Annotated in this window: 16 protein-coding genes and 1 pseudogene; 8 read left to right on the top strand and 9 right to left on the bottom strand. The window is 70.8% G+C overall.

The genetic code is table 11. From position 1 onward, the window contains the following. Positions 1-94: 94 nt before the first annotated feature. The 3 genes from ACICHK_RS25500 to ACICHK_RS25510 all read left to right on the top strand — a co-directional run bounded on the left by ACICHK_RS25500 (position 95) and on the right by ACICHK_RS25510 (position 4,114). A complete protein-coding gene (locus ACICHK_RS25500) occupies positions 95-1,420 on the top strand; it encodes a PhoH family protein (protein WP_151469921.1) in 1,326 nt (441 codons plus the stop codon). A gap of 428 nt (positions 1,421-1,848) precedes the next feature. Continuing rightward, positions 1,849-2,556, top strand: a complete 708-nt coding sequence (locus ACICHK_RS25505; RefSeq protein WP_406838710.1) for a lytic transglycosylase domain-containing protein — start codon at positions 1,849-1,851, stop codon at positions 2,554-2,556. A 136-nt stretch (positions 2,557-2,692) separates the two neighbouring features. Beyond that, positions 2,693-4,114 carry an AI-2E family transporter gene (locus tag ACICHK_RS25510; protein WP_406838711.1) on the top strand — a complete coding sequence of 474 codons (1,422 nt, stop codon included), beginning with the start codon at positions 2,693-2,695 and terminating at the stop codon, positions 4,112-4,114. Between the two features lie 102 nt (positions 4,115-4,216). On the opposite strand, the gene ACICHK_RS25515 is transcribed toward ACICHK_RS25510, so the two are convergent. Further along, positions 4,217-4,750: an alkyl hydroperoxide reductase gene (locus ACICHK_RS25515; protein WP_103553789.1), complete on the bottom strand. Its 534-nt coding sequence runs from the start codon at positions 4,748-4,750 to the stop codon at positions 4,217-4,219. A gap of 6 nt (positions 4,751-4,756) precedes the next feature. Continuing rightward, positions 4,757-5,311: a peroxiredoxin gene (locus ACICHK_RS25520; RefSeq protein WP_103553788.1), complete on the bottom strand. Its 555-nt coding sequence runs from the start codon at positions 5,309-5,311 to the stop codon at positions 4,757-4,759. Between the two features lie 174 nt (positions 5,312-5,485). Here ACICHK_RS25520 and ACICHK_RS25525 point away from each other — a divergent pair, with 174 nt between their 5' ends. The 4 genes and pseudogenes from ACICHK_RS25525 (at position 5,486) to ACICHK_RS25540 (ending at position 8,677) form a co-directional block, all read left to right on the top strand. Beyond that, the gene (locus ACICHK_RS25525; RefSeq protein WP_406841321.1) at positions 5,486-6,460 is read left to right on the top strand and encodes a LysR substrate-binding domain-containing protein; all 975 of its coding nucleotides are present in this window, start codon (positions 5,486-5,488) and stop codon (positions 6,458-6,460) included. Positions 6,461-6,736: 276 nt separating this feature from the next. Then, positions 6,737-7,708 (top strand): MarR family transcriptional regulator, encoded by a 972-nt coding sequence (locus tag ACICHK_RS25530; RefSeq protein ID WP_406838712.1) that lies wholly within the window; start codon positions 6,737-6,739, stop codon positions 7,706-7,708. A 53-nt stretch (positions 7,709-7,761) separates the two neighbouring features. After that, positions 7,762-8,124, top strand: a pseudogene (locus tag ACICHK_RS25535) (roadblock/LC7 domain-containing protein); the annotation flags it as partial. Between the two features lie 124 nt (positions 8,125-8,248). Continuing rightward, positions 8,249-8,677 (top strand): hypothetical protein, encoded by a 429-nt coding sequence (locus tag ACICHK_RS25540; RefSeq protein WP_151469917.1) that lies wholly within the window; start codon positions 8,249-8,251, stop codon positions 8,675-8,677. 93 nt (positions 8,678-8,770) lie between these two features. Here ACICHK_RS25540 and ACICHK_RS25545 read toward each other — a convergent pair whose 3' ends face one another. The 3 genes from ACICHK_RS25545 to ACICHK_RS25555 are packed head-to-tail and all read right to left on the bottom strand — an operon-like array spanning position 8,771 to position 12,365. Continuing rightward, positions 8,771-11,146 (bottom strand): ABC transporter permease, encoded by a 2,376-nt coding sequence (locus ACICHK_RS25545; RefSeq protein WP_406838713.1) that lies wholly within the window; start codon positions 11,144-11,146, stop codon positions 8,771-8,773. Next, positions 11,143-11,841, bottom strand: coding sequence for an ABC transporter ATP-binding protein (locus ACICHK_RS25550; protein ID WP_406838714.1), 699 nt, complete (start codon positions 11,839-11,841; stop codon positions 11,143-11,145). Before ACICHK_RS25550 ends, ACICHK_RS25545 begins: the two co-directional genes overlap by 4 nt. Then, a complete protein-coding gene (locus ACICHK_RS25555; protein WP_406838715.1) occupies positions 11,838-12,365 on the bottom strand; it encodes a PadR family transcriptional regulator in 528 nt (175 codons plus the stop codon). The genes ACICHK_RS25550 and ACICHK_RS25555 overlap by 4 nt, the downstream gene beginning before the upstream one ends. 686 nt (positions 12,366-13,051) lie before the next feature. Between ACICHK_RS25555 and ACICHK_RS25560 the strand changes: the two genes are divergently transcribed. Then, positions 13,052-15,376, top strand: a complete 2,325-nt coding sequence (locus ACICHK_RS25560; RefSeq protein ID WP_406838716.1) for a transglycosylase domain-containing protein — start codon at positions 13,052-13,054, stop codon at positions 15,374-15,376. A 166-nt stretch (positions 15,377-15,542) separates the two neighbouring features. Here ACICHK_RS25560 and ACICHK_RS25565 read toward each other — a convergent pair whose 3' ends face one another. The 4 genes from ACICHK_RS25565 to ACICHK_RS25580 form a co-directional block, all read right to left on the bottom strand. Then, the gene (locus ACICHK_RS25565; protein WP_406838717.1) at positions 15,543-17,708 is read right to left on the bottom strand and encodes a SpoIIE family protein phosphatase; all 2,166 of its coding nucleotides are present in this window, start codon (positions 17,706-17,708) and stop codon (positions 15,543-15,545) included. Between the two features lie 397 nt (positions 17,709-18,105). Then, a complete protein-coding gene (locus ACICHK_RS25570; RefSeq protein WP_406838718.1) occupies positions 18,106-18,798 on the bottom strand; it encodes a DUF402 domain-containing protein in 693 nt (230 codons plus the stop codon). Positions 18,799-18,913: 115 nt separating this feature from the next. After that, positions 18,914-20,317 (bottom strand): class II fumarate hydratase, encoded by a 1,404-nt coding sequence (locus ACICHK_RS25575; RefSeq protein WP_406838719.1) that lies wholly within the window; start codon positions 20,315-20,317, stop codon positions 18,914-18,916. Between the two features lie 164 nt (positions 20,318-20,481). Beyond that, positions 20,482-22,149, bottom strand: coding sequence for a fumarate hydratase (locus ACICHK_RS25580; protein WP_192582418.1), 1,668 nt, complete (start codon positions 22,147-22,149; stop codon positions 20,482-20,484). Positions 22,150-22,282 lie beyond the last annotated feature (133 nt).

A 22,282-nucleotide genomic window follows, 5' to 3' on the forward strand; every position in this document is an offset into this window, starting at 1 on the left:
GGAGGGCCGGTTTTCGGCCCGTGCATCGGAGCCGGAAACCGGTCCAGCTCTCCTTCGTCGCTCCCCGACCTCATCCGAGGGGGTACGTCCTTCCGTGGTGACCAGCACAAAGCGCCGCAAGCCAGACCGGCGCACCTATGTTCTCGACACCAGCGTCCTGCTGGCCGACCCGAATGCCGTGAGCCGCTTCGACGAGCACGAGGTAGTGCTCCCGATCGTCGTGGTCACGGAACTGGAGGCCAAGCGGCACCATCCCGAACTCGGCTACTTCGCCCGGCAGGCACTGCGCCTGCTCGACGAGTTCCGGGTCCGGTACGGCCGCCTCGACTCCCCGATCCCCGTCGGGGACCTCGGCGGGACGGTACGCGTCGAGCTCAACCACTCGGACCCCAGCGTCCTGCCCAGCGGGTACCGCCTGGGGGACAACGACTCCCGCATCCTCGCGGTCGCCCGCAACCTGCAGGCCGAGGGATACGACGTCACCGTCGTCTCGAAGGACCTGCCGCTCAGGATCAAGGCGTCCTCCGTGGGTCTCCTCGCCGAGGAGTACCGCGCGGAGCTCGCCATCACGGGCTCCTCCGGCTGGACCGGAATGTCCGAACTGAACCTGGCGGGCGAACAGGTGGACATCCTCTTCGAGGAGGGGCACGTCCATGTGCCCGAAGCGGCCCACCTGCCCGTGCACACGGGGCTGACGATCCAGTCGGAGCGCGGCAAGGCCCTCGGCCGTGTCACCGCCGACGGCAACGTCCGGCTCGTGCGCGGCGATCGTGAGGCGTTCGGCATCAAGGGCCGCAGCGCGGAGCAGCGCATCGCGCTCGACCTGCTGCTCGACCCGGACGTCGGGATCGTGTCGATGGGCGGCCGGGCCGGCACCGGCAAGTCCGCGCTCGCGCTCTGCGCGGGCCTGGAGGCCGTCCTCGAACGCCGCCAGCACCAGAAGGTGATGGTCTTCCGGCCGCTGTACGCGGTGGGCGGGCAGGAGCTCGGCTATCTGCCCGGCTCCGAGTCCGAGAAGATGAGCCCCTGGGCCCAGGCGGTCTTCGACACGCTGTCCGCGGTCACCAGCCGCGAGGTCATCGAGGAGGTCACCGCGCGCGGCATGCTGGAGGTCCTGCCGCTCACGCACATCCGCGGCCGCTCGCTCCACGACGCGTTCGTGATCGTGGACGAGGCCCAGTCCCTGGAACGGAACGTCCTGTTGACCGTTCTGTCCCGTATCGGTGCCAATTCGAGGGTCGTTCTGACCCATGACGTGGCACAAAGGGACAATCTGCGCGTCGGGCGGTACGACGGAGTGGTCGCCGTCGTCGAGAAGTTGAAGGGCCATCCGCTCTTCGCGCACGTCACGCTGAATCGTTCCGAGAGGTCCCAGATCGCGGCACTCGTGACCGAAATGCTGGAGGACGGGCAGATCTGATCCGAGCTGTCCCCACCTGGTCAAAGGGTGGTGCATACACGCTGGTTGGCGCCGTCCGGCAAGGCGAAAGAGCCTAGCCGGGCGGCGCCTTGCTGCGCTGGGATTTCCTCGAAACGACTACGGCAAACGGGGTGTGAGCTTTCACACGCGACACGAAATTGCCTTGCGGAGCCGGGTTACGGCTAGAGTCTCACTCCTGTCAGGCCCCGCATACGACACAGCTGTATCCCCAGCGGTACGGCAACACCGGAACCTCAGAACTCCATAGAGCCGTCGTATGCCGCCCGCGCACCACGTGGCGCTCCCCCGGCGGGAGTTGCCCACCGGGCCCGTGCTTCCCCGTGACCCCGCAGTTGGGAGGCCAGCGCCGAGGGGCACGATTGCGTCCGCGAGGGTCACCTAAACGGGCGATGCTGGAAGGAAACCGTGTGAGCCGGATTTCGGTCCGGGGATTCGCAGTGGCTTCGGCCACCGCGGTCACCGCTGTCGGAAGCGTGGTCGGAGTTGCCTCGGGCAGCGTCGCCCAGCCCTCGAACGATGCCGAGGCGACGGCGAGCGACTCGACTCTCCTCGCTGACATACCTGCGGGCCAGCAGGCCCAGGTGCAGACCGCGTCCCTGACGCAGCAGGCCGATGCCCAGGCCATCGCCGCCGACGCGAGCGCCAAGAAGGACGCGGAGGCAGCCGCCCGCAAGCAGGCCGCCGACGACGCCGTGGCGAAGCAGAAGGCCGCGGAGAAGGCGGCGCAGGCGGAGAAGGACGCCAAGGAGCGCGAGGCAGCCGAGAAGGCGGCCAGCCGCTCCGCGACGCGGGACGCCTCCAGCTTCTCGGTCCAGTCCTCGTACACCGTCGCCCAGATCCAGGCGATGGCGGCCCAGATGGTGCCGAGCGGTCAGTTCCAGTGCTTCAGCAACATCGTGAACCACGAGTCCAGCTGGAACTACCACGCCGTCAACGCCTCCTCGGGTGCCTATGGCCTCTTCCAGGCCCTGCCCGCGGGCAAGTACGCGTCCGCCGGCTCCGACTGGCAGACGAACCCGGCCACGCAGATCAAGTGGGGCCTCAACTACATGAACGGCCGGTACGGCAGCCCCTGTGAGGCATGGTCGTTCTGGCAGGCCAACCACTGGTACTGAGTTCCACGCCGTACACCGGCGGCTCAACCCTGCGAAGCCCCTCCCCGTCCTAGGGGGAGGGGCTTCGGCCATGTACGGTCGGACCCGACGACTCCAGGGGGGAGTGGTGGGGAGCAGCGGGGGAAAAGGACGCATCATGTCGCGTGTACCAGGATGGCTCGGCCGGATCGGCGCCGGACTCACCGAACTCGGCGAGAAGCTGGACGAACGCCGTGCCGAGGTCGAGTTGGAGTCGCAGCGCTCCCTCGACGACGGGGACGGCCCCGACGGGCGCGCCCCCCTCGATGCGTCCGGCACCCGCCCGGAGGCTCCCGGGCCCTCCGGAACCCCCCACGACACGGTGGCGGACGCCGAGGCCTCCGCGCTCCCGATCCAGCGCCCGTCCGAGGAGCGGGCCGCGGCGCACGCGTACGCGCCGGCCCATCACCGTCCCGACCCCGCCCTCGCCGTGCCGTGGGGAGTGCGCGTCGCCGCCGAGGCGGGCTGGCGGCTGCTCGTCCTCGCGGGCACCGTCTGGGTGCTGATGCGGGTCATCAGCGCCGTGCAGCTCGTCGTGCTGGCCTTCGTGGCCGCGCTGCTCATCACCGCGCTGCTGCAGCCCACGGTGGCCCGGCTGACGCGTCACCGGGTGCCGCGCGGGCTCGCCACCGCGCTCACCGCGATCCTCGGCTTCGTCATCATGGGGCTGGTCGGCTGGTTCGTGGTCTGGCAGGTCCAGGAGAACGTCGACAACCTCTCCAACCAGATCCAGGACGGCATCGACGAGCTGCGCAAGTGGCTCCTCAAGGGGCCGTTCCACGTGACCGACAAGCAGATCAACGAGATCGCGAAGAACCTGCGCGAGGCGATCGGCGCGAACACGGACCAGATCACGTCGGCGGGTCTGCAGGGCGTGACGGTGATCGTGGAGGCCCTCACGGGCATCCTGCTCACGATGTTCTCGACCCTCTTCCTGCTCTACGACGGCAAGCGGATCTGGGAGTGGTCGCTCAAGCTCGTCCCGGCCGCCGCCCGGACCGGGGTCGCGGGCGCGGGCCCGCGCGCGTGGCGCACGCTCACCGCCTACGTCCGCGGCACGGTGATCGTCGCGCTGATCGACGCGATCTTCATCGGTTTGGGCATCTACTTCCTCAAGGTGCCCATGGCCGTCCCGCTGGCCGTCTTCATCTTCCTCGGGGCGTTCATCCCGCTGGTGGGCGCGGTGATCTCCGGGGCGCTGGCGGTGGTGGTCGCGCTGGTGACCCAGGGCGTCTTCACCGCCGTGATGACCCTCGTCGTGGTCCTCGCCGTCCAGCAGATCGAGGGCCACATCCTGCAGCCCTTCATCCTGGGCCGCGCGGTCCGTGTCCACCCCCTCGCGGTGGTCCTCTCGGTCGCCGCGGGCGGCATGGTCGCCGGCATCGGCGGGGCGGTCGTCGCGGTCCCGCTGGTCGCGGTGACCAACACGGTGGTCGTGTACCTGCGTTCGTACGCGGGCGAAGCGGATCCGCGCCACGCCCCGGAGCCCCGCGGCGCCACCGCGATGGACGCGTCCCCGGCTCCCGAGCGGGCGTCGTAGGCCGTAGCGGCCTCCGGACGACGCACAGGGCCCCGCCCACCGTGAGGTGAGCGGGGCCCTGTGCGTCCGGGCCGGTCTCGGGCCGCCCGGGGTGCGCGAGGACTACTCGGCGAGGACCGCCTCGGCGTCCAGCGTGGCGCCGACGGCCTGGAGCACGGCGGCGATCTTGACCGCCTCCTGGATCGTCTCCCGGTCGACGCCCGCCTTGCGGAGCACCTGCTCGTGGGAGTCGAGGCACTGGCCGCAGCCGTTGATCGCGGAGACGGCGAGCGACCACAGCTCGAAGTCGACCTTCTCCACACCCGGGTTGCCGATGACGTTCATCCGCAGACCGGCGCGCATCGTCGCGTACTCCGGGTCCGACAGGAGGTGCCGGGTCCGGTAGAAGACGTTGTTCATCGCCATGATCGCGGCGGCCGACTTCGCGGCGGTGTACGCCTCCGGCGAGAGCTGTGCCTTCGCCTCGGGCTCCAGCTCACGCAGCACGCGCGGGGAACGCGAGGCGATGGCGCAGGCCAGCACCGTCCCCCACAGCTGCTGCTGCGGGAGGTCGCTGTTGCCGATCACCGAACCGAGGTTCAGGCGCAGGTCCTTGGCGTAGTCCGGTATGGCGGACTTCAGTTCGTCGAGAGCCATGGAAGGTCACTCACCGGCCAGCAGGGCGACCGGGTCGAGGGTGCTCTCGCCCTTGGTCCAGTTGCACGGGCAGAGCTCGTCCGTCTGGAGGGCGTCCAGGACCCGCAGGACCTCCTTGGGGTTACGGCCGACGGAGCCAGCGGTCACCATGGAGAACTGGATCTCGTTGTTCTGGTCGACGATGAAGACGGCGCGCTTGGCGAAGCCGTCCTCGCCCTCGATGCCGAGGTCACGCATGAGCTCGTGCTTCGAGTCGGCCATCATCGGGAAGGGCAGGTCACGCAGGTCGTCGTGGTCCTTGCGCCAGGCGTGGTGCACGAACTCGGAGTCGCCGGAGAAGCCGAGGACCTGCGCGTCACGGTCGGCGAACTCGTCGTTCAGCTTGCCGAAGGCCGCGATCTCGGTCGGGCACACGAAGGTGAAGTCCTTGGGCCACGCGAAGACGATCTTCCACTTGCCCTCGTAGGTCTTGTGGTCGATCTGCTGGAACTCCTGGCCCTTCTCCAGCGAGACGCAGGCGGTCAGGTCGAACGCGGGGAACTTGTCACCGACAGTGAGCACGAACTCTCCTAGCAACTGGGGATAGCCCTTTTTGAGGGCATTTCCCCGGGGGATGGACGACCTAGATCGTGGCACAGGCGGTATTGATCCGTGAAATAGCTACACTTGGTCGCGTTGATCGAGTACGGCTATCAGTGGCAGTCGGTGAACCGGCCCGGAACGAGAGACGAGGCCATGGCGAGCCCCACCGGAAGGGCCGGCGGCAAGAGCGGCGCGCGCCGCAGCCCCAGCCTCGCGCAGCTGCGCGCCTTCACCGCCGTGGCCGAACACCTGCACTTCCGTGACGCGGCCGCCGCGATCGGCATGAGCCAGCCCGCGCTGTCCGGCGCCGTCTCCGCCCTGGAGGAGATCCTCGGGGTGACCCTGCTGGAGCGTACGACCCGCAAAGTGCTCCTGTCGCCCGCCGGTGAGCGTCTCGCCGTACGCGCCAGGGCCGTGCTGGACGAGGTCGGCGCGCTGATGGAGGAGGCGGAGGCCGTGCGCGCGCCGTTCACCGGGGCGCTGCGCCTCGGTGTTATTCCCACCGTCGCCCCCTACCTCCTGCCGACCGTCCTGCGTCTCGTCCACGACCGCTACCCCGACCTCGACCTCCAGGTGCACGAGGAGCAGACGGCCAGCCTGCTGGAGGGGCTCGTGGTCGGCCGGCTCGACCTGCTGCTGCTCGCGGTCCCCCTCGGTGTGCCCGGTGTCGTCGAACTCCCGCTGTTCGACGAGGACTTCGTGCTGGTGACCCCGCTCGGCCACCGGCTCGGCGGCCGGGAGGGCATTTCGCGCGCGGCCCTGCGGGAGCTGCGCCTGCTGCTGCTCGACGAGGGCCACTGCCTGCGCGACCAGGCCCTGGACATCTGCCGGGAGGCCGGGCGCGCGGACGCCCCCGTGACCACCACCGCCGCGGGCCTGTCGACCCTCGTCCAACTGGTCGCCGGCGGTCTCGGGGTGACCCTGCTGCCCCGCACCGCCGTCAAGGTGGAGACGACCCGCAGCAACCAGCTCCTCACCGGGTACTTCGCCGATCCGGCGCCCACCCGGCGGATCGCGCTCGCGATGCGGTCCGGCGCCGCGCGGAGCACGGAGTACCGGGAACTGGCGGAGGCGCTGCGCGAGGCACTGCGTCCCCTGCCCGTACGGGTGTTGGACGCGGAAGCCTGAACCGCCGTGCATAGTCGGTCATTCGAGGACCGATAAAGTCCGACGGCTGCCGGGATATTTCAACTTCCGTCAGGTAGCGCGACTCTCGCTGGGGTCTCCGCCCCGGCTGATACACATACCTCCTCAGGGTGACTCGTCAGGCGTCTGTGCGAAGTGCCGGAAGTTCCAAGGGGAGTGATGTCGGGCGTTCGGGATTCCCTTGGCAGGGTCGGATACGACCTGCTGTCGCGCGCGCTCGGCGAATGCCGGAGCACACGGGCGACGGGAAAACTGCGGGTGTCCGGAAAACCCGGGGGAGTCTTCCATCTCCGTGACGGCTGCGTCGTCGCCGTCGAGAGCCCCGGCGCCCCGGGCGCGGAGGCGCGGCTGCTGCGCTCCGGCCGGGTCAGCGGCGAGCAGTGGGCCGAACTGCTCCGCGAGGCCGGCGGCACCCGGTGGCCCGAGGCCGGGCTGATCGCGCACGGTTACGCGGGGGCCGCACAGCTCCGGGTCGTCTGCATGATGGCGATGCAGGACGCGGCCTTCGCCGTCGTGGCCGGTGACGTGGAGGCGTGCGACCCGCTCGACGCCGCCTTCGAGCCGTACGCCCCGGTCGCCCTCGGGGAGAACCCCGGGCGCCTGCTCCAGGACGCGGCGAGGAAGCTCGCGGCCGTCGCCGCTCTGCCCCGGCCCGTACGCCCGGACCGGGAACGCCCTGTTCCCGCGGCGGTTCCGGACGAGATACGCGAGCGGCTCCCGCCGCCGCAGAAGGAGTTGCTGGCCCACGCCGACGGCCGTCGGACCGCCCGTGACATCGCCTTCGCGACCGGTCTCGGCGCCTACACCGTCACGGTGGGGATGGCCCGCATGCTCGGCGAGGGGCTGCTGGAACTGCCGGAGGAGTCCGGCTCCGCACCCCGCGTCACCGTACGGGACCTGCCGACCGGAGCGCTCCGGCAGCGGCCGGCCGGCGCCCCGCCCTCCCTGGACCCCGAGGTGTTCTCCGCCCTGTCCTCCGCCTTGTCCTCCGCGGTGGCCGCCGGGGAGTCCCCGCCGCCGGAGCCCCGGCCGGACCCCCTGCCGCGGTCCGAGGACACCGCTCCCGCCCTGCCCCGCAGGGAGCCCGGAGCCAACGCCCCGTCGCTGCCGCGCCGTGAACCCGGAGCGAGCGGAATCACCGAAAGCCTCGCCCCCGAAAGGGCCGGGGCGAGCTGGAAAGGATTCCTCCGTCTGCGGCACCGGATCTGGACCCCGGACTCCGGTACGTGAAACCGAATACCTGCCATCGATCGAATGCGCACAACCACCAGGGAGTTCAATACATGAATCACGAGGAACTGGCCAGGGAAATGAGGGAACTCCGGGAACGGGTGCCCGGAATCACCGATACGGCGGTGGCGGCCGCCGACGGAATGCTCATCGCGGCCGACACCGCCGACATCATCGACCCGGAGAGCCTCGCCGCGATCGCCGCCGCGGGCCTCGGCATCGCGCGCCGCGCGACCGCGGTGACCGGCCGGGGCGCGTTCCGCCAGACCGTGACCTACGGCAGCCAGGGCCTCGCGGCCTTCTACGCGGTCGGCGACACCGCGCTGATGATCGTCCTCGGTGACGAGGGCATCGACCTCGAACGGCTCCACGAGCAGGCGCGTCCGGCCCTCGGCCGCATCGGAGCGATCCTCACCGGGGCCGGCCCCGACCCGCTCGCCGGGTCCCCGGCCGATCCCGGCCCGCTCACCGGAACTCCCACCGCACCCGACGCGCTCGTCGGAGCCGTGAACGACACCGCGACCGAAGGGGTATGACGACATGGCCACCAAGCGAATGACGCCGGGGTTCTCCGACCAGATCATGGGCCTGGTCAAGTCACTGCGCACCGACGCCCCCGACTGCCTCGCCTCCGGGGCGGTCGACATGTCGACCGGGATGCTGCTGAGCTACGAGACCGTCGACAACCATCCGCCGGAGGTCCTGGACCTGCTCGCGGGCGCGACGCTCGACCTGTTCCAGGGGCGCACGGTCCAGATGATCGAGGACGTCTTCAAGGAGCGCCGGGGCATCGAGTCCGACGCGCACTTCTTCCAGGAGATCCTGGTCAACAGCGACAACCTCACCCATCTGTTCATCCGCATGAGCGACCAGCAGGACGTGGTCGCCGTGGTCGTCTGCCGCAAGTCGGTCAACGTGGGCATGCTCTTCGCGCAGGTCCGCCGCGTGGTGAAGGAGTACAGCCTCTGAGCGCGGACCGGTGGCCCTCCCGGGCGGGGAGGGCCACCGGCGACGGCACCGGCCGCGGACGGCGTCCCGCCGCCCGTACGCCCGTCCGGCGCCCTACTCCGTGCGCAGTCCGTCCGGCCGCATCAGCCGCACCAGCGGCGGCAGGCTGAGCAGGGTCACCAGGAGCACGACCCCGGCTCCGACGCCGGTCATCGACAGCACGCTCACCCAGTCCACGCTCACCGAGGTCCCCGTCATCTTGAGCAGGACGGTGCCGAGGGTGAGCCCCACGACCGCCGCGAGGCCGAGCCCCAGCGCGATCGGGATCGCGGTCTGCCACAGCACCGACATGCTCAGCGTGCGGCGGCGGGTGCCGAAGGCGACCAGCGCCGACAGCAGCTTCCTGCGCTCGCGCAGCTGCTCCAGCTGGGAGACCAGCAGGCTCACGCCGATCAGCGCCAGCACACAGGCGGCGCCCACGAACAGACCGGTGCGGATGGAGGTGAACCGGCCGGACTCCACGGTGGCCGACCAGGTCATCGGCTGGACGAGCGGATCGATCCGGGCCGTCGTGTTGCGCACGTACTCCTGCGCGTCCCGGACGGAGGGGTCGAGGCCGAGGAAGACGTGCCCGCGGACGGTCTTCGCGCCCTGCGCGGGCAGCGCCGTCGGGGTGAACAGGAAGCCGCCGCGCTTCACGCCGGTCATGTCGAGGCGCGTCTGCGCCTGCTTCAGCCCCCGTGGCACGGTCCAGGCGACCGGGGTGCTCTCGGTGTCCTCCTCGCCGTCGGCGGGGTCGAGGAACAGGGTCCGGAAGCCGGCCAGCTTCTGCATGTTGTCGTCGTAGTCGGAACCCTGCAGCGCGAAGACGTCGCCCTCGTGGCACGACGGCAGCGTCGCCACCTCGCGCAGCGCCGCGCAGTCGCCCACGGTCATCTGGGCGTTCAGGTCGGCGGACATCCGCCGCTCGCCGAGATTCCCCTCGGACAGCGCGACGACCTTCCGCACCCCCTTGGTGGCGCCGAGCTCCCGGGTGACCCGCGCCATGGGGACGCCGTCCGGTACGGACACCTCCATCTGGGCCCGGGTGACGTCCTGGCCGGTCGCCTTCGTGTAGTCCGCGTCCACCCCGGTGAACAGCATCTGCAGCGCGATGGCCCCGGCCACCGCCACGGCGATGCCGTTGACCATGCGGGCCGCCGAGCCGCTGCTCAACTGGAGCCTGCGCACCGCGAGCTGCCAGGCGACCCCGCCCGAGTTCAGCCGCGCGACGACCGCCTCCACCACCCAGGGCAGCAGCGCGGTGACCCCCACGAGCAGCAACAGCACACCGCAGGTGACCATGTACTGGTTGAAGTCCCCGTTCTCCCGGCCCTGGCCGAGCATCGGGTACAGCAGGGCGAGCCCGCCGGCCGGCAGCAGCAGTCGCCACCACAGCCGGCGGCGCGCGGGCCTGGCCGTGCGCACCACACCGAGCGGCTCGATGACCACACCGCGCAGCGCGAACAGGGTCACCAGCACGGCGGCCACCGGGACGGCCACCGCGACCAGTACGGCGAGCGCGGGGGAGGGGTTGAGGTAGCTCGGGAAGACGCTCACCCGGAACACCTCCGCGGTGCCCGCGATCTGACGTCCGGCCAGGAAGAAGAGCGTGCCGAGGACCAGCCCGAGCAGTGCTCCCGCGAGTGCCTCGCCGGCCGCGATCCGCCGTACCATCCGGCTGTCGGAGCCGATCAGCCGCAGCGCCGCCAGCCGCCGGTCGCGCCGCTCGCCGCCGAACCGCACGGCCGTGGCGACGAACACGGCGACCGGCATCAGCAGGACGGCGAACACGACGAGGACGAGCAGCAGCAGCACCGGGTCGGCGGCCTCCGCGGCGAACGGGTGGGGCTCGCCGAACGCGCTGATGCGGGCCACGTTCGGCGGGTCGATCTTCGCGTCGAGGCCGTCGGCGCCCGCGTAGTAGGCGAGTTCGCGCGAACCGATCAGGCCGCTCTCGCCGATGGTCCCGGTGATCCGGTACGGAAGCCGCTTGCGCAGCAGTGCGCCGTCGTCGGATGCGAGCAGCTCCTTCAGCGCGGGGGAGACGACCATCTCGCCCGGCGCCGGGAACGTCCGCAGGCCCGGCGGCAGCGGTGCCCGCGGTCCGTCCGGCTGCATCAGCCGGCCGCGCACGTCGTCGCCGTGATAGGTGCTGTCGAGGTCCGCGATCACCAGGGTGTCGTCGGCCGGAGGCTTCGGGGTGTAGTCGTAGGTGTAGTCCCGCCGCGCCTGCTCACGCTCGTGCCGCGCGCTCAGCACGTTCGGCAACGCTGTGGTGAGCAGCAGCAGCGCCACCCCCAGGCCCACGCCGACGGCCGTGAGCAGGGTCCGGATCCAGCCCTCGCGCCCGCCGGTGAAGGCGAAGCGGACCCCCATGGCCAGGTCCCTGGACCAGCCCCAGGACCTCGACCCCTCCGGGGCGCCGGGGCGTTCCCGCCGCACGCTCATACGACCCGCTCCATGTCCCTGGACCTGCCGTCCCGTACGACGACCTCGCGGTCCGAGTACGCGGCCACGCGCGCCTCGTGCGTGACGAGCACGACGGCGGCGTTCGTCGAGCGGGCCGCGTCGGTCAGCAGCTCCATCACGCGCTCGCCGTTGAGGGAGTCGAGCGCGCCGGTCGGTTCGTCGGCGAACAGCACCCGGGGGCTGGTGACCAGCGAACGGGCGACGGCCACCCGCTGTCCCTGGCCGCCGGAGACCTCGCCCGGCCGCTTGCCCCTGAGGTCGTCGACCTCGAGCCGCTCCATCCACGACAGCGCGATGCGCTCGGCCTCCTTGCGGCCGGTGCCGTTCAGCCGCAGCGGCAGCGCGACGTTCTCGACGCAGCTCAGCTCCGGCACGAGCTGGCCGAACTGGAAGACGAACCCGAACTCGGAACGGCGCAGCGCACTGCGCTGGGAGTCGTTCATCGTCGCCATCTCGCGGCCGTCGTACGTGATCGAGCCGGAGTCGGGCGTGACGATGCCGGCGAGGCAGTGGAGCAGGGTGGACTTGCCGGAGCCGGAGGGGCCCATCACGGCGACGACCTCACCGGGATGTATGGAGAACGCGGCACCGTCCAGCGCGGTGGTCGGCCCGTACGTCTTGCGCAGCTCCGCGGCGGTGAGCAGGGAGCCCGGGGGAGGGGTGGGCGAGGTCATCGGGCCGTCACCGCCTCGGCGAGCCTGTCGAGGCGCGCGGCCGTCAGTTCCAGCCATCGCAGATCGGCCTCCAGGTGGAAGAGGGCGTGGTCGCAGATCAGCTGATCGGCGAGGTCGCCCTTGCGCTTGCGTTCGGTCAGCATGCGCATCATCCGCAGGTGCTCCGAACGCTGGGTGTCGAGGAGCTCGCTCGCGTCCCGGCGGGTCAGCAGGGCGAGGACGACCTTCGTGTACAGGGTCGACTGGAGGTAGGGCTCGGGCTTCTCCGGCGTCGCGAGCCAGCGCTGCACGTCGGTGACGCCGGCCTCGGTGATCGCGTACCGCTTGCGCTCGGGCCCGTCGCCCGCCTCGATCCCGTCGATCTCGACGAGCCCGTTCTTCAGCAGCCGTGACATCGTCGAGTAGACCTGGCCGTAGTGCAGGGGCCGGTCGTGACCGAATTTCTCGTCGAAGGCCCGCTTCAGGTCGTAACCGTGGCGCGGCCCGGACTCCAGGAGCCCTAGAAGGGTGTGACCGATGGACATGCACAGCACTCTACACACGGCGTATACACCGCGTGTATACGCGCCGTGTACAGGTCGCGGAAAGGACCGCCCGGACGGCGGGAACCGGCTGGTCACGCCCGATTGTCACGGTTCTGGAACCGTCCGCCCGGCGGCGCCGGATCGGCCCCGGCTCCTGTCCCTCTCGTTCCTCTTCCCTCTTCCCTCTCGCCCCTCCGGGCCTTCCGTGGCGATGGGGGAGAAAGGGGGGAGAGGGGAGAGGGCGGGCGGCGCGTGGGGCGGCGCCGGGGGGCGGTCCGGGAAGGCCGGGCGGCGGCGCGAGCCCCCGGCCGATGCCGTGCGCGGCGCGTTCCCGCGCGCGGGACTCCGGCGGGCCGGGCGGTCCGCCCGCGGCTCCGGCGCCTGGGTGCGCCCGGTACGGGAGGGGGTCACGGGACGTACGGGAAGGGTGTGGCAGCGGGCCGGGTCGCCGCCGTCCAAAGGCCCGCCCCCGTTCTGTCCGAGTGCTCACACTTCATTCCTCGCGGCAACCTTCTGCCCCTCCTGCTCGTCGCATTCAGTGGGGGCGCACTCGGGGCGTGCTGATTGTCACGTCCGGAAAAGGCCGGATCGGCGCCCCTTTGTCATAGGGCGCGGTGTTAGCTTGCTGAGCTGACCTGATCGACGAACTTGTGTGCCACGGAGAATGAAGCGGAGCGGATCGACCCATGGGACGAGCTGAAGAGAGACGAGCGCGGCAGGCGCAGGGCCGCCGCGCCGCGCCCCAGAGCTCGCCCGGTGGGCATGAGGCAGCGGGCTCCGGGTCCCCCGGCGCGAAGGCGGGCGCCAAGCCCCGCCGCACCGGCATACGCCGGTTCGTGAACTGGAAGACGATCCTCGGGACGTTCTTCGGCTTCTGCCTGCTCGGCATGGGCGGCTTCATCGTGCTCTACATGATCGTCCCGGTGCCCGAGGGCAACGAGGCCGCGAAGCGCCAGAGCAACATCTACGAATACAGCGACGGCTCGATGCTCGGGCGCAGCGGCAAGGTCAACCGCGAGATAGTCGACCTGGCCAAGGTGCCCAAGGCCGTCCAGAAGACCTTCGTCGCCGCCGAGAACAAGACCTTCTACGGCGACTCGGGCATCGACCTCAAGGGCACCGCCCGAGGTCTGATCAACACCCTCTCCGGCAAGGGCAAGCAGGGTGGTTCGACGATCACCCAGCAGTACGTCAAGAACTACTACCTCAGCCAGGACCAGACCGTCACGCGCAAGCTGAGGGAGATGGTCATCTCGTTGAAGGTGGACCGCAAGAAGTCCAAGGAGGACATCCTCGCGGGCTACATCAACACCAGCTACTACGGCCGCAACGCGTACGGCATCCAGGCCGCGGCGCAGGCGTACTACCAGGTCGACGCCCAGAAGCTCTCGGTCGCGCAGGGCGCCTACCTCGCCTCGCTGCTCCAGGCCCCGAGCCAGTACGACTGGGCGGTCGCCTCGAAGACCGGCAAGAAGCTCGTCCAGGCCCGCTGGAACTACACCCTCGACAACATGGTCGAGATGCACTGGCTCGACGCTGGCAAGCGCGCGGGCCTGAAGTTCCCGGTCCCCAAGGAGCCCAAGGGCGCGCCCGGCATGGAGGGCCAGACCGGCTACCTGGTGGAGACGGCCAACAACGAGGTGGCCAAGCAGCTCGTCGCCCAGGGCACCGCCGAGGACCTCGACGACGCCAAGGCCATGCTCACCGCGGGCGGCTGGACCATCAAGCTCAACATCGACAAGCAGAAGCAGACCCTGCTCGAGAAGACGGTCAAGCAGCAGCTCACCAGCAAGCTGGACCCGAAGAAGCGCAAGGTCGACGCCGACGTCCAGGCCGGTGCCGTGTCGGTCGACCCCAAGACCGGCAAGGTCCTCGCGATGTACGGCGGCAAGGACTACTTCAAGCACTACTTCAACAACGCGACGCGCGACGACTACCAGGCCGCGTCGACGTTCAAGCCGATGATCCTGGCGGCCGCCCTGGACGAGCAGGCCAAGACGCAGTCCGGCACGCCGATCACCGCGAACACGGTCTACGACGGCACCAACCGCCGTCCCGTCGTCGGCAGCGACATCGGCTTCGCGCCGCCGAACGAGGACGAGGCCAGCTACGGTCCCGTCACCGTGCAGACCGCGATGAACAAGTCCATCAACTCCGTCTTCGCGCAGATGGGCGTCGACGTCGGCATGGACGAGGTACTGAAGGTCGCGGGCAAGCTCGGCATGAACACCAAGAAGCTCCAGGCGGTGCCCGCCCAGACCCTCGGCTCCATGGGCGCGAGCCCGCTGGAGATGGCCGGCGCCTACGCCACGCTCGACCACCACGGCAAAAAGGTCACCCCGACGATCGTCGCCTCGGTCGAGCACAAGGACGCCACGGTCACGATGCCGGACGCGATCGGCGAACAGGTCATCAGCGAGAAGGCCGCGGACACGGTCACCTCGGTGCTGACCGGCGTGGTCGACGACGGTACGGCGCGGGTCTCCGTGCGGAACAACCCGAACCGCAACGGCCAGCAGGTCGCCGGCAAGACCGGTACGTCCGACGGCAACAGGTCGGCCTGGTTCACCGGCTACACCCCGAACCTGGTCACCTCGGTCCTGCTGTTCGGTGAGGACCCGAAGACCTACAAGCACGTCTCCATGAAGGGCGCCACGGGCCTCTACCTGGAGGGCGGCCGCGTCAACGGCGGCGGCTACCCGGCGAAGATCTGGGCGGCCTACACGTTCGAGGCGATGGGGGGCAAGGTCACCAAGTTCGACCTGAACACCACGTCGGGCGCGGCGGTGGCGCCGACCGGCCTGCCCACCGTCACCCGGACGCCGTCCAGCACGCCGTCGTCGACCCCGACCACCGAGGAACCGACGACGCAGCCGCCCACCACCAGCAGCCCGCCGACCCCCACGACCGAACCGCCGACGACCGAACCGCCGACGACGGCCCCGTCCACACCGACGAGTTCACCCACCGGCGACGTCATCGACGACCCGTTCGGCCAGACGAGCCAGTAGCGCGTGAGCCGCTGACACGTCAGGAGGGCACCCGGATCTCCGGGTGCCCTCCTTCTTCTCTGCCGCTTCTCCGCCACCGACACCGTGTGGGCGCACGGGCCGGGATCCGGCACGGCCCGGCGCCGGTCCGCCGGGACCGGACGGTTACCGGGTACCCGGTACTCGGTCAGCTCCGGTTCAGCTCGAACCAGACGACCTTTCCCGTACTCAGCCGGGTCGCCCCCCACCGTCGTGCCATCCGGTTCACCAGGAACAGCCCGCGGCCGCCCTCGTCCGTGGCCCGTGCCTGCCGCAGCCGCGGCAGCTGGGGCACGTCGTCGCCGACCTCGCAGCGCAGCACGTCCGTCCGCAGCAGCCGCAGCGTCACCGGCCGCGACGCGTACCGCACCGCGTTCGTCACGACCTCGCTGACCAGCAGCTCCACGGAGTCGGTCATGTCCTCCATGCCCCAGCGGGCCAGGGCCCGCCGGGCCAGCCGCCGGGCCCGGCCGGGCGCCGCGTCCTCCGGCTCCAGGAACCAGTACGCGACATCGCTCGGCGCGATCCCGTCGAACCGCGCCGCGAGCAGCGCGATGTCGTCGTCCCGGTCTCCCGGGCCGAGCATGTCGAGCACCTCGTCGCACAGCGCTTCCAGCGGCGGAGGGTGGTCCGGTCCGGTCAGCGCCGCGACCGCCGCGAGCTTCTCCCGCAGCTGCTCTATCCCGGTCCAGACGTCACGCAGCCGCGACTCGACCAGACCGTCCGTGTACAGCAGCAGCGTCGCCCCGGCCGGAGCGTCCAGCTCCACCGCCTCGAAATCGACTCCGCCCACACCGATGGGGGCGCCCGGAGGCACCCGCAGCACCTCGGCCCGCCCGCCCAGGTGCAGCAGCACCGGCGGCGGATGGCCCGCGTTGGCGATCGTGATCCGGTGCGACACCGGGTCGTAGACGGCGTACAGGCAGGTCGCCATGCGGTCGGTGCCGAGCCGCTGCGCCTGCTCGTCGAGATGGTGCAGCACCTCCTGCGGCGGCAGATCGAGCCCCGCGAGGGTCTGCGCCGTCGTCCGCAGCTGGCCCATGATCGCCGCCGACGTCATGGAGTGGCCCATCACGTCACCGACGACCAGCGCGACCCTGCTGCCCGGCAGCGGGATCGCGTCGTACCAGTCGCCGCCCACCCGGGCCGTCTCCGCGGCCGGCAGATAGCGGGACGCGAGCCGGACCCCCGTGGGCCGCGGCAGCGTCTCGGGCAGCATCGTGCGCTGCAGCTCGTCGGCGATGTACGCCTCACGGCCGTACAGCACCGCCTTGTCGATGCCGAGCGCGCTGTGCGTGGCGAGCTGCGCGGCGACCAGCAGGTCGTCCGCCTCGAAGGCGAGCCGCTCCGGCCGGCGCAGGAACAGCGCCGCCCCGATCACCCGGCGCCGGCCGCGCAGCGGGGCGAGGATCGCGCGCTGCCCGCCCGGCACCGGCAGATCGTCGCCGAGCAGCTCGGGCAGCGCGGCCCGCGCGGCGGGCGCGTCCGCGAACACCGGCCGCACCCCGCGCAGCACCTCGGCCAGCGCACCACCGGGGCGCACCTCGCACAGCTCGGCCGTCATCGCCGACAGCTCGCTGGGCTCGGGCCGCAGCGCGGGCAGGAAACCGCTCTCGGTGTCCCGCTCCTCGGGAATCCGGTCCGTGCGCCGCAGCCGCAGCACGAGAGGACCCGTCGGCCGCTCGTCACCGACCGGCAGCGGGTCACGCAGATAGACGAGGATCGTGTCCGAGAAGGTCGGCACGGTCGCCCGGCACAGGCCCATCACGATCTCGTCGAGGTCGATGCCCCGGGCGATCCGCCGGGTCGCGGCGCCCACGAAACGCAGCCGGTCCCCGTCCCGCCGCATCGGCATCGGGCCGCCCGTCGGCGCGCCCCGCCCGGTACGGCGCTCCTTGCCGCCGGAGGCCCGCGGGACCCGGCCCTGCTCGGAGTCCGGCTGGATCGGGATGCCCTCCGGCACGGGCCGGGGGCGGTGCGTGTCGGGCTCGGCCGCCGAGGGCTGCGAGTGCTCGGGACCGGGCCCGGAGGAGGCGGACGGGGGCGACGGCACGTCCGTGCCCGAGGACGCGGACACGCCGGTGTCGCCGGACACCTTGCCGCCGGCCTTCCCGCGCTTGCCGCGCGGCTTCGACGCGCCCGAGCTCCTCGGCGCGTCGCCCGTGCGGGCCTGTACCGGTAATGCGCCGGGACCCGGCAGCTGGGACGGCGGTTCCGAGGTACGCAGGAGCGCCCCGCGAGGGTCCGCGGGGCCGGCGCCGCTCTGCCGGCGCTCGTGCGAGGTGGGGTGCTCCGTCACGCGTGTCGAGTCCATCCGTCCGGGACCGCGCGCCGTGCGCGCAGTTCTTCCCGCAGCCCCGATACCCGGAATGTGTGCCCCAGGAACGGATTCTGCGTGTCGTCAGGTCCGGGACCGACGGCGGGAACGGCCGCCACCCGGCACGGTACGGCTCGCCGACGGCCGAAAACGGCCCGCGCCGACAGCGGGGCGATGACCGAAGCCCTGGCCCGTACGACCGTCGTGGCGGGCCCGCGCGCTGCGACCGGACTTCGGCCGGCCACGTCGCCGTACGCCTCGTACCCCTCGCTCACGTCCTGCCGCCCCTCGGTGACATATGGTCAAGCCCGGCTCATCCTGCGGGAGTTGTTGTTGCCGTGCGCCCTTGCGGAAGACGATCCTACGGTTGTACCACGGGGGCGCATCAAGGGTCTCATGAGGACACGTGCGCGGGCGTACGGTCCCAGTCATCCGGCAGGGCGGGAACCGGCCAGCTCGGATCAGGTCTCCAGTGCTGCCATCCGTCGGAGAACGGCGCGCCCCAGGAACGGATCACCTCCACCGCCGACCACCCCGCTTCCCTCACACGTGACGCCAGTTGAGCATCCATCAGACCGGCCCGCTGCGCCATGGCGAATTCGTCCTCGTCGAGCCAGCGCCAACTGCGGTCCGGGTGGACCGAGATGTCGAGGAAGTGGTCCTCGGAGTCGACCCCGCCCGTCCAACGGGTCAGTGGGGACTCCAGGTTCACGTACCAGTTCTTGAAATGCCAGCCCTGTTCCCAGAACAGCCACACCGACCAGGCCTCGCCCGGCCGCGCCAGCTTCAGCACCCCGGTCCCGGTCCAGCGGCCCCGGCGCACCGCGCGAGGCTTCGTGTAGCGCGACTCCAGCGGTTCTCCGTGCACCGGCGAGCCGTCGGCCAGCACCGGCTTCACGCACTCCGTCCCCGGCGCCATCCACACCGCGAGCAGCTCGGCGTCGTCCCGTACGACCGTCACGGGGCGGCAGATGTGGACGCGCTCACCGGCGTTCTCCCGGTACCGCCACAGGATCTGGCTGCCGGGCTCCCAGTACGCCGCCGGCCCGCCCGCTTCCGCTCGTCTCACCGCTCCACCCTCCGCCATGGCCAGATATTAGGTGCCCCCGGCATACGACGCTGCGGTACGCGTCACGGTTCACGCCTTCGGGAAGCCACTGTCACAGAGCCGTCATCAGGCGTTTCTCCCCGGAATCGGACCGTTACGGGTGCGTCATCCGCAGGACATCCAGCGCCTCGTCCAACTGCTCCACGGTCAGGTCCCCGCGCTCCACGTACCCCGACTCCAGCACCACCCGGCGAATCGTCTTGCGCTCCGCCAGCGCCCTCTTCGCCACCTTGGCGGCCTCCTCGTACCCGATGTACCTGTTCAGCGGCGTCACCACCGACGGGGACGACTCCGCGTACTCGCGGGCCCGCTCGCGGTGCGCCACGATCCCGTCGACCGTCCGGTCGGCGAGCAGCCGCGAGACGTTCGCGAGCAGCCGCACCGACTCCAGGACGTTCTTGGCGATCACCGGCAGCATCACGTTGAGCTCGAAGTTCCCGGCCGCGCCCGCGGTGGCGACCGTCGCGTCGTTGCCCGTCACCTGCGCGGCGACCATCAGCACCGCCTCCGGGATCACCGGATTCACCTTGCCCGGCATGATCGAGGATCCCGGCTGCAGGTCCGGGAGGCTGATCTCGGCCAGTCCGGTGCGCGGCCCGGAGGCCATCCACCGCAGATCGTTCGCGATCTTCGTCAGTCCGACGGCGATGGTCCGCAACTGCCCGCTGGTCTCCACGATCCCGTCGCGCGCCCCCTGTGCCTCGAAGTGGTCGCGGGCCTCGGTCAGCGGCAGCCCGGTCGCCCGCGCCACCTCCACGATCACCGCGGCGGAGAAACCGGGCGGGGTGTTGATCCCCGTCCCCACGGCCGTGCCGCCGAGGGGCAGTTCGGCCAGCCGCGGCAGCGAGGCCTCCAGCCGCTCGACCCCGTACCGCACCTGGGCCGCGTACCCCCCGAACTCCTGGCCGAGCGTCACCGGCGTCGCGTCCATGAGGTGGGTGCGCCCCGACTTCACCACATCGGCGAACTCCCGCGACTTGCGCTCCAGCGAGGCGGCGAGATGCTCCAGCGCGGGCACGAGATCGCGGGTCACGGCGGCGGTCGCGGCGATGTGGATCGAGGACGGGAACACGTCGTTGCTCGACTGCGACGCGTTCACCTGGTCGTTGGGGTGGACCTCCCGGCCCAGCCGCTCGCCGGCGAGCGTCGCGATCACTTCGTTGGCGTTCATGTTGGAGGAGGTGCCCGAGCCCGTCTGGAAGACGTCGACCGGGAAGTGCGCGTCCCAGTGCCCCTCGGCGACCTCCGCGGCGGCCTCCTGGATCGCCTTCGCGACGTCCTCGCCGATCACGCCCAGCTCGCCGTTCACCTTCGCGGCGGCCCCCTTGATCCGGGCGAGGGCCTCGATGTGCGAGCGCTCGATGCGCTGCCCCGAGACGGGGAAGTTCTCCACGGCGCGCTGCGTCTGCGCCCGCCACTTCGCCTCCGCGGGCACCCTCACCTCGCCCATGGAGTCGTGCTCGATCCGGTACGCGCCTTCGCCCTGGCCATCCGCCACTGGTGACACCTCCACGGGGAACAGCGTCCTGGAGCCTCTGAGTGTTCCCGCCCGGCGCGCGCGAAACCGTACGTTCATCCGAACGGCCCAGCGTCGGCGGGGCGCAGGAACGGCGAACGGCGAACGGCGGCCTCTCCGGCCGCCGTTCGCCGCGTGCCGTGCCGCTAGGCCAGTCCCGGGCCCCGCACCGGGATCGTGGTGAAGGTCGGGGCGGGGGCGGGGTCCTGGAAGAAGTCGTTGCCCTTGTCGTCGACGACGACGAACGCCGGGAAGTCCTCGACCTCGATCTTCCAGACGGCCTCCATGCCGAGCTCCTCGTACTCGACGACCTCGACCTTCTTGATGCAGTCCTGGGCGAGCCGGGCGGCCGGTCCGCCGATGGAGCCGAGGTAGAAACCGCCGTGCGTGCCGCAGGCGTCCGTGACCTGCTTGCTGCGGTTGCCCTTGGCGAGCATCACCTTGGAGCCGCCCGCGGCCTGGAACTGCTCGACGTAGGAGTCCATGCGGCCGGCCGTGGTCGGACCGAAGGAGCCGGACGCGTAGCCCTCGGGGGTCTTGGCCGGGCCCGCGTAGTACACCGGGTGGTCCTTCAGGTACTGCGGCATGTCCTCGCCCGCGTCCAGCCGCTCCTTGATCTTGGCGTGCGCGATGTCGCGCGCCACGACGAGCGGGCCGGAGAGCGAGAGACGGGTCTTGACCGGGTACTTGGTCAGCTCGGCCAGGATGTCGTCCATCGGCTGGTTCAGGTCGATCCGGACGACGTCGCCGGCCTCGTCGAGGTGCTCGTCCGTCGTGTCCGGCAGGAACCGCGCGGGGTCGGTCTCCAGCTGCTCCAGGAAGACGCCCTCGGCGGTGATCTTCGCGACGGCCTGGCGGTCGGCCGAGCAGGACACGGCGATGGCGACCGGGCAGGACGCGCCGTGGCGGGGCAGGCGCACCACGCGCACGTCGTGGCAGAAGTACTTGCCGCCGAACTGCGCGCCGATGCCGATCTTCTGGGTCAGCTCGAAGACCTTCTCCTCCAGCTCCTTGTCCCGGAAGCCGTGGCCGAGCTCGGAACCCTCGGAGGGGATCTCGTCCAGGTAGTGCGCGGAGGCGTACTTCGCGGTCTTCAGCGCGTACTCGGCGCTGGTGCCGCCGACGACGATCGCCAGGTGGTACGGCGGGCAGGCGGCCGTACCGAGCGAGCGGATCTTCTCCTCCAGGAACTTCATCATGGAGGCCTCGTTCAGGACGGCCTTCGTCTCCTGGTAGAGGAACGACTTGTTGGCGGAGCCGCCGCCCTTGGCCATGAACAGGAACTTGTAGGCACCGCCGTCGGTGGCGTACAGCTCGATCTGCGCCGGCAGGTTCGAGCCGGTGTTCTTCTCGTCCCACATGGTCAGCGGGGCCATCTGCGAGTAGCGCAGGTTCAGGTTCTTGTACGCGTCGTAGATGCCGCGCGAGAGGGCGGCCTCGTCGCCGCCCTCGGTGAGCACGTTCTGGCCGCGCTTGCCCATGACGATCGCCGTGCCGGTGTCCTGGCACATCGGCAGGACGCCCGCGGCCGCGATGTTCGCGTTCTTCAGCAGGTCCAGCGCGACGAACTTGTCGTTGCTCGACGCCTCGGGGTCGTCGATGATGCGGCGGAGCTGGGCGAGGTGGGCCGGGCGCAGGTAGTGCTGGATGTCGTGGATCGCCTCTTCGGCGAGCTTGCGCAGCGCCTCCGGCTCCACCTTGAGGAACGTGCGCCCGTCGGCCTCGAAGGTGGAGACACCCTCGGAGGTCACCAGCCGGTACGGGGTGGTGTCCTCTCCCTGGGGGAGCAGATCGGTGTACGCGAACTCAGGCATCTCGCCCATTCCTCACTCGACAGACAGCGTTCGGGGGCCAACCCCTTGGTCCGCCTCGGGCGCGCCCCCTCGGCTCGCTCGCCGGAGGCATGCCGTCATCGGCAGCGTCCACCAGCGTAGGACCTGGCGCGGA

The sequence above is a fragment of the Streptomyces sp. AHU1 genome (genome assembly GCF_045343905.1).
GTDB lineage: Bacteria > Actinomycetota > Actinomycetes > Streptomycetales > Streptomycetaceae > Streptomyces > Streptomyces triticiradicis.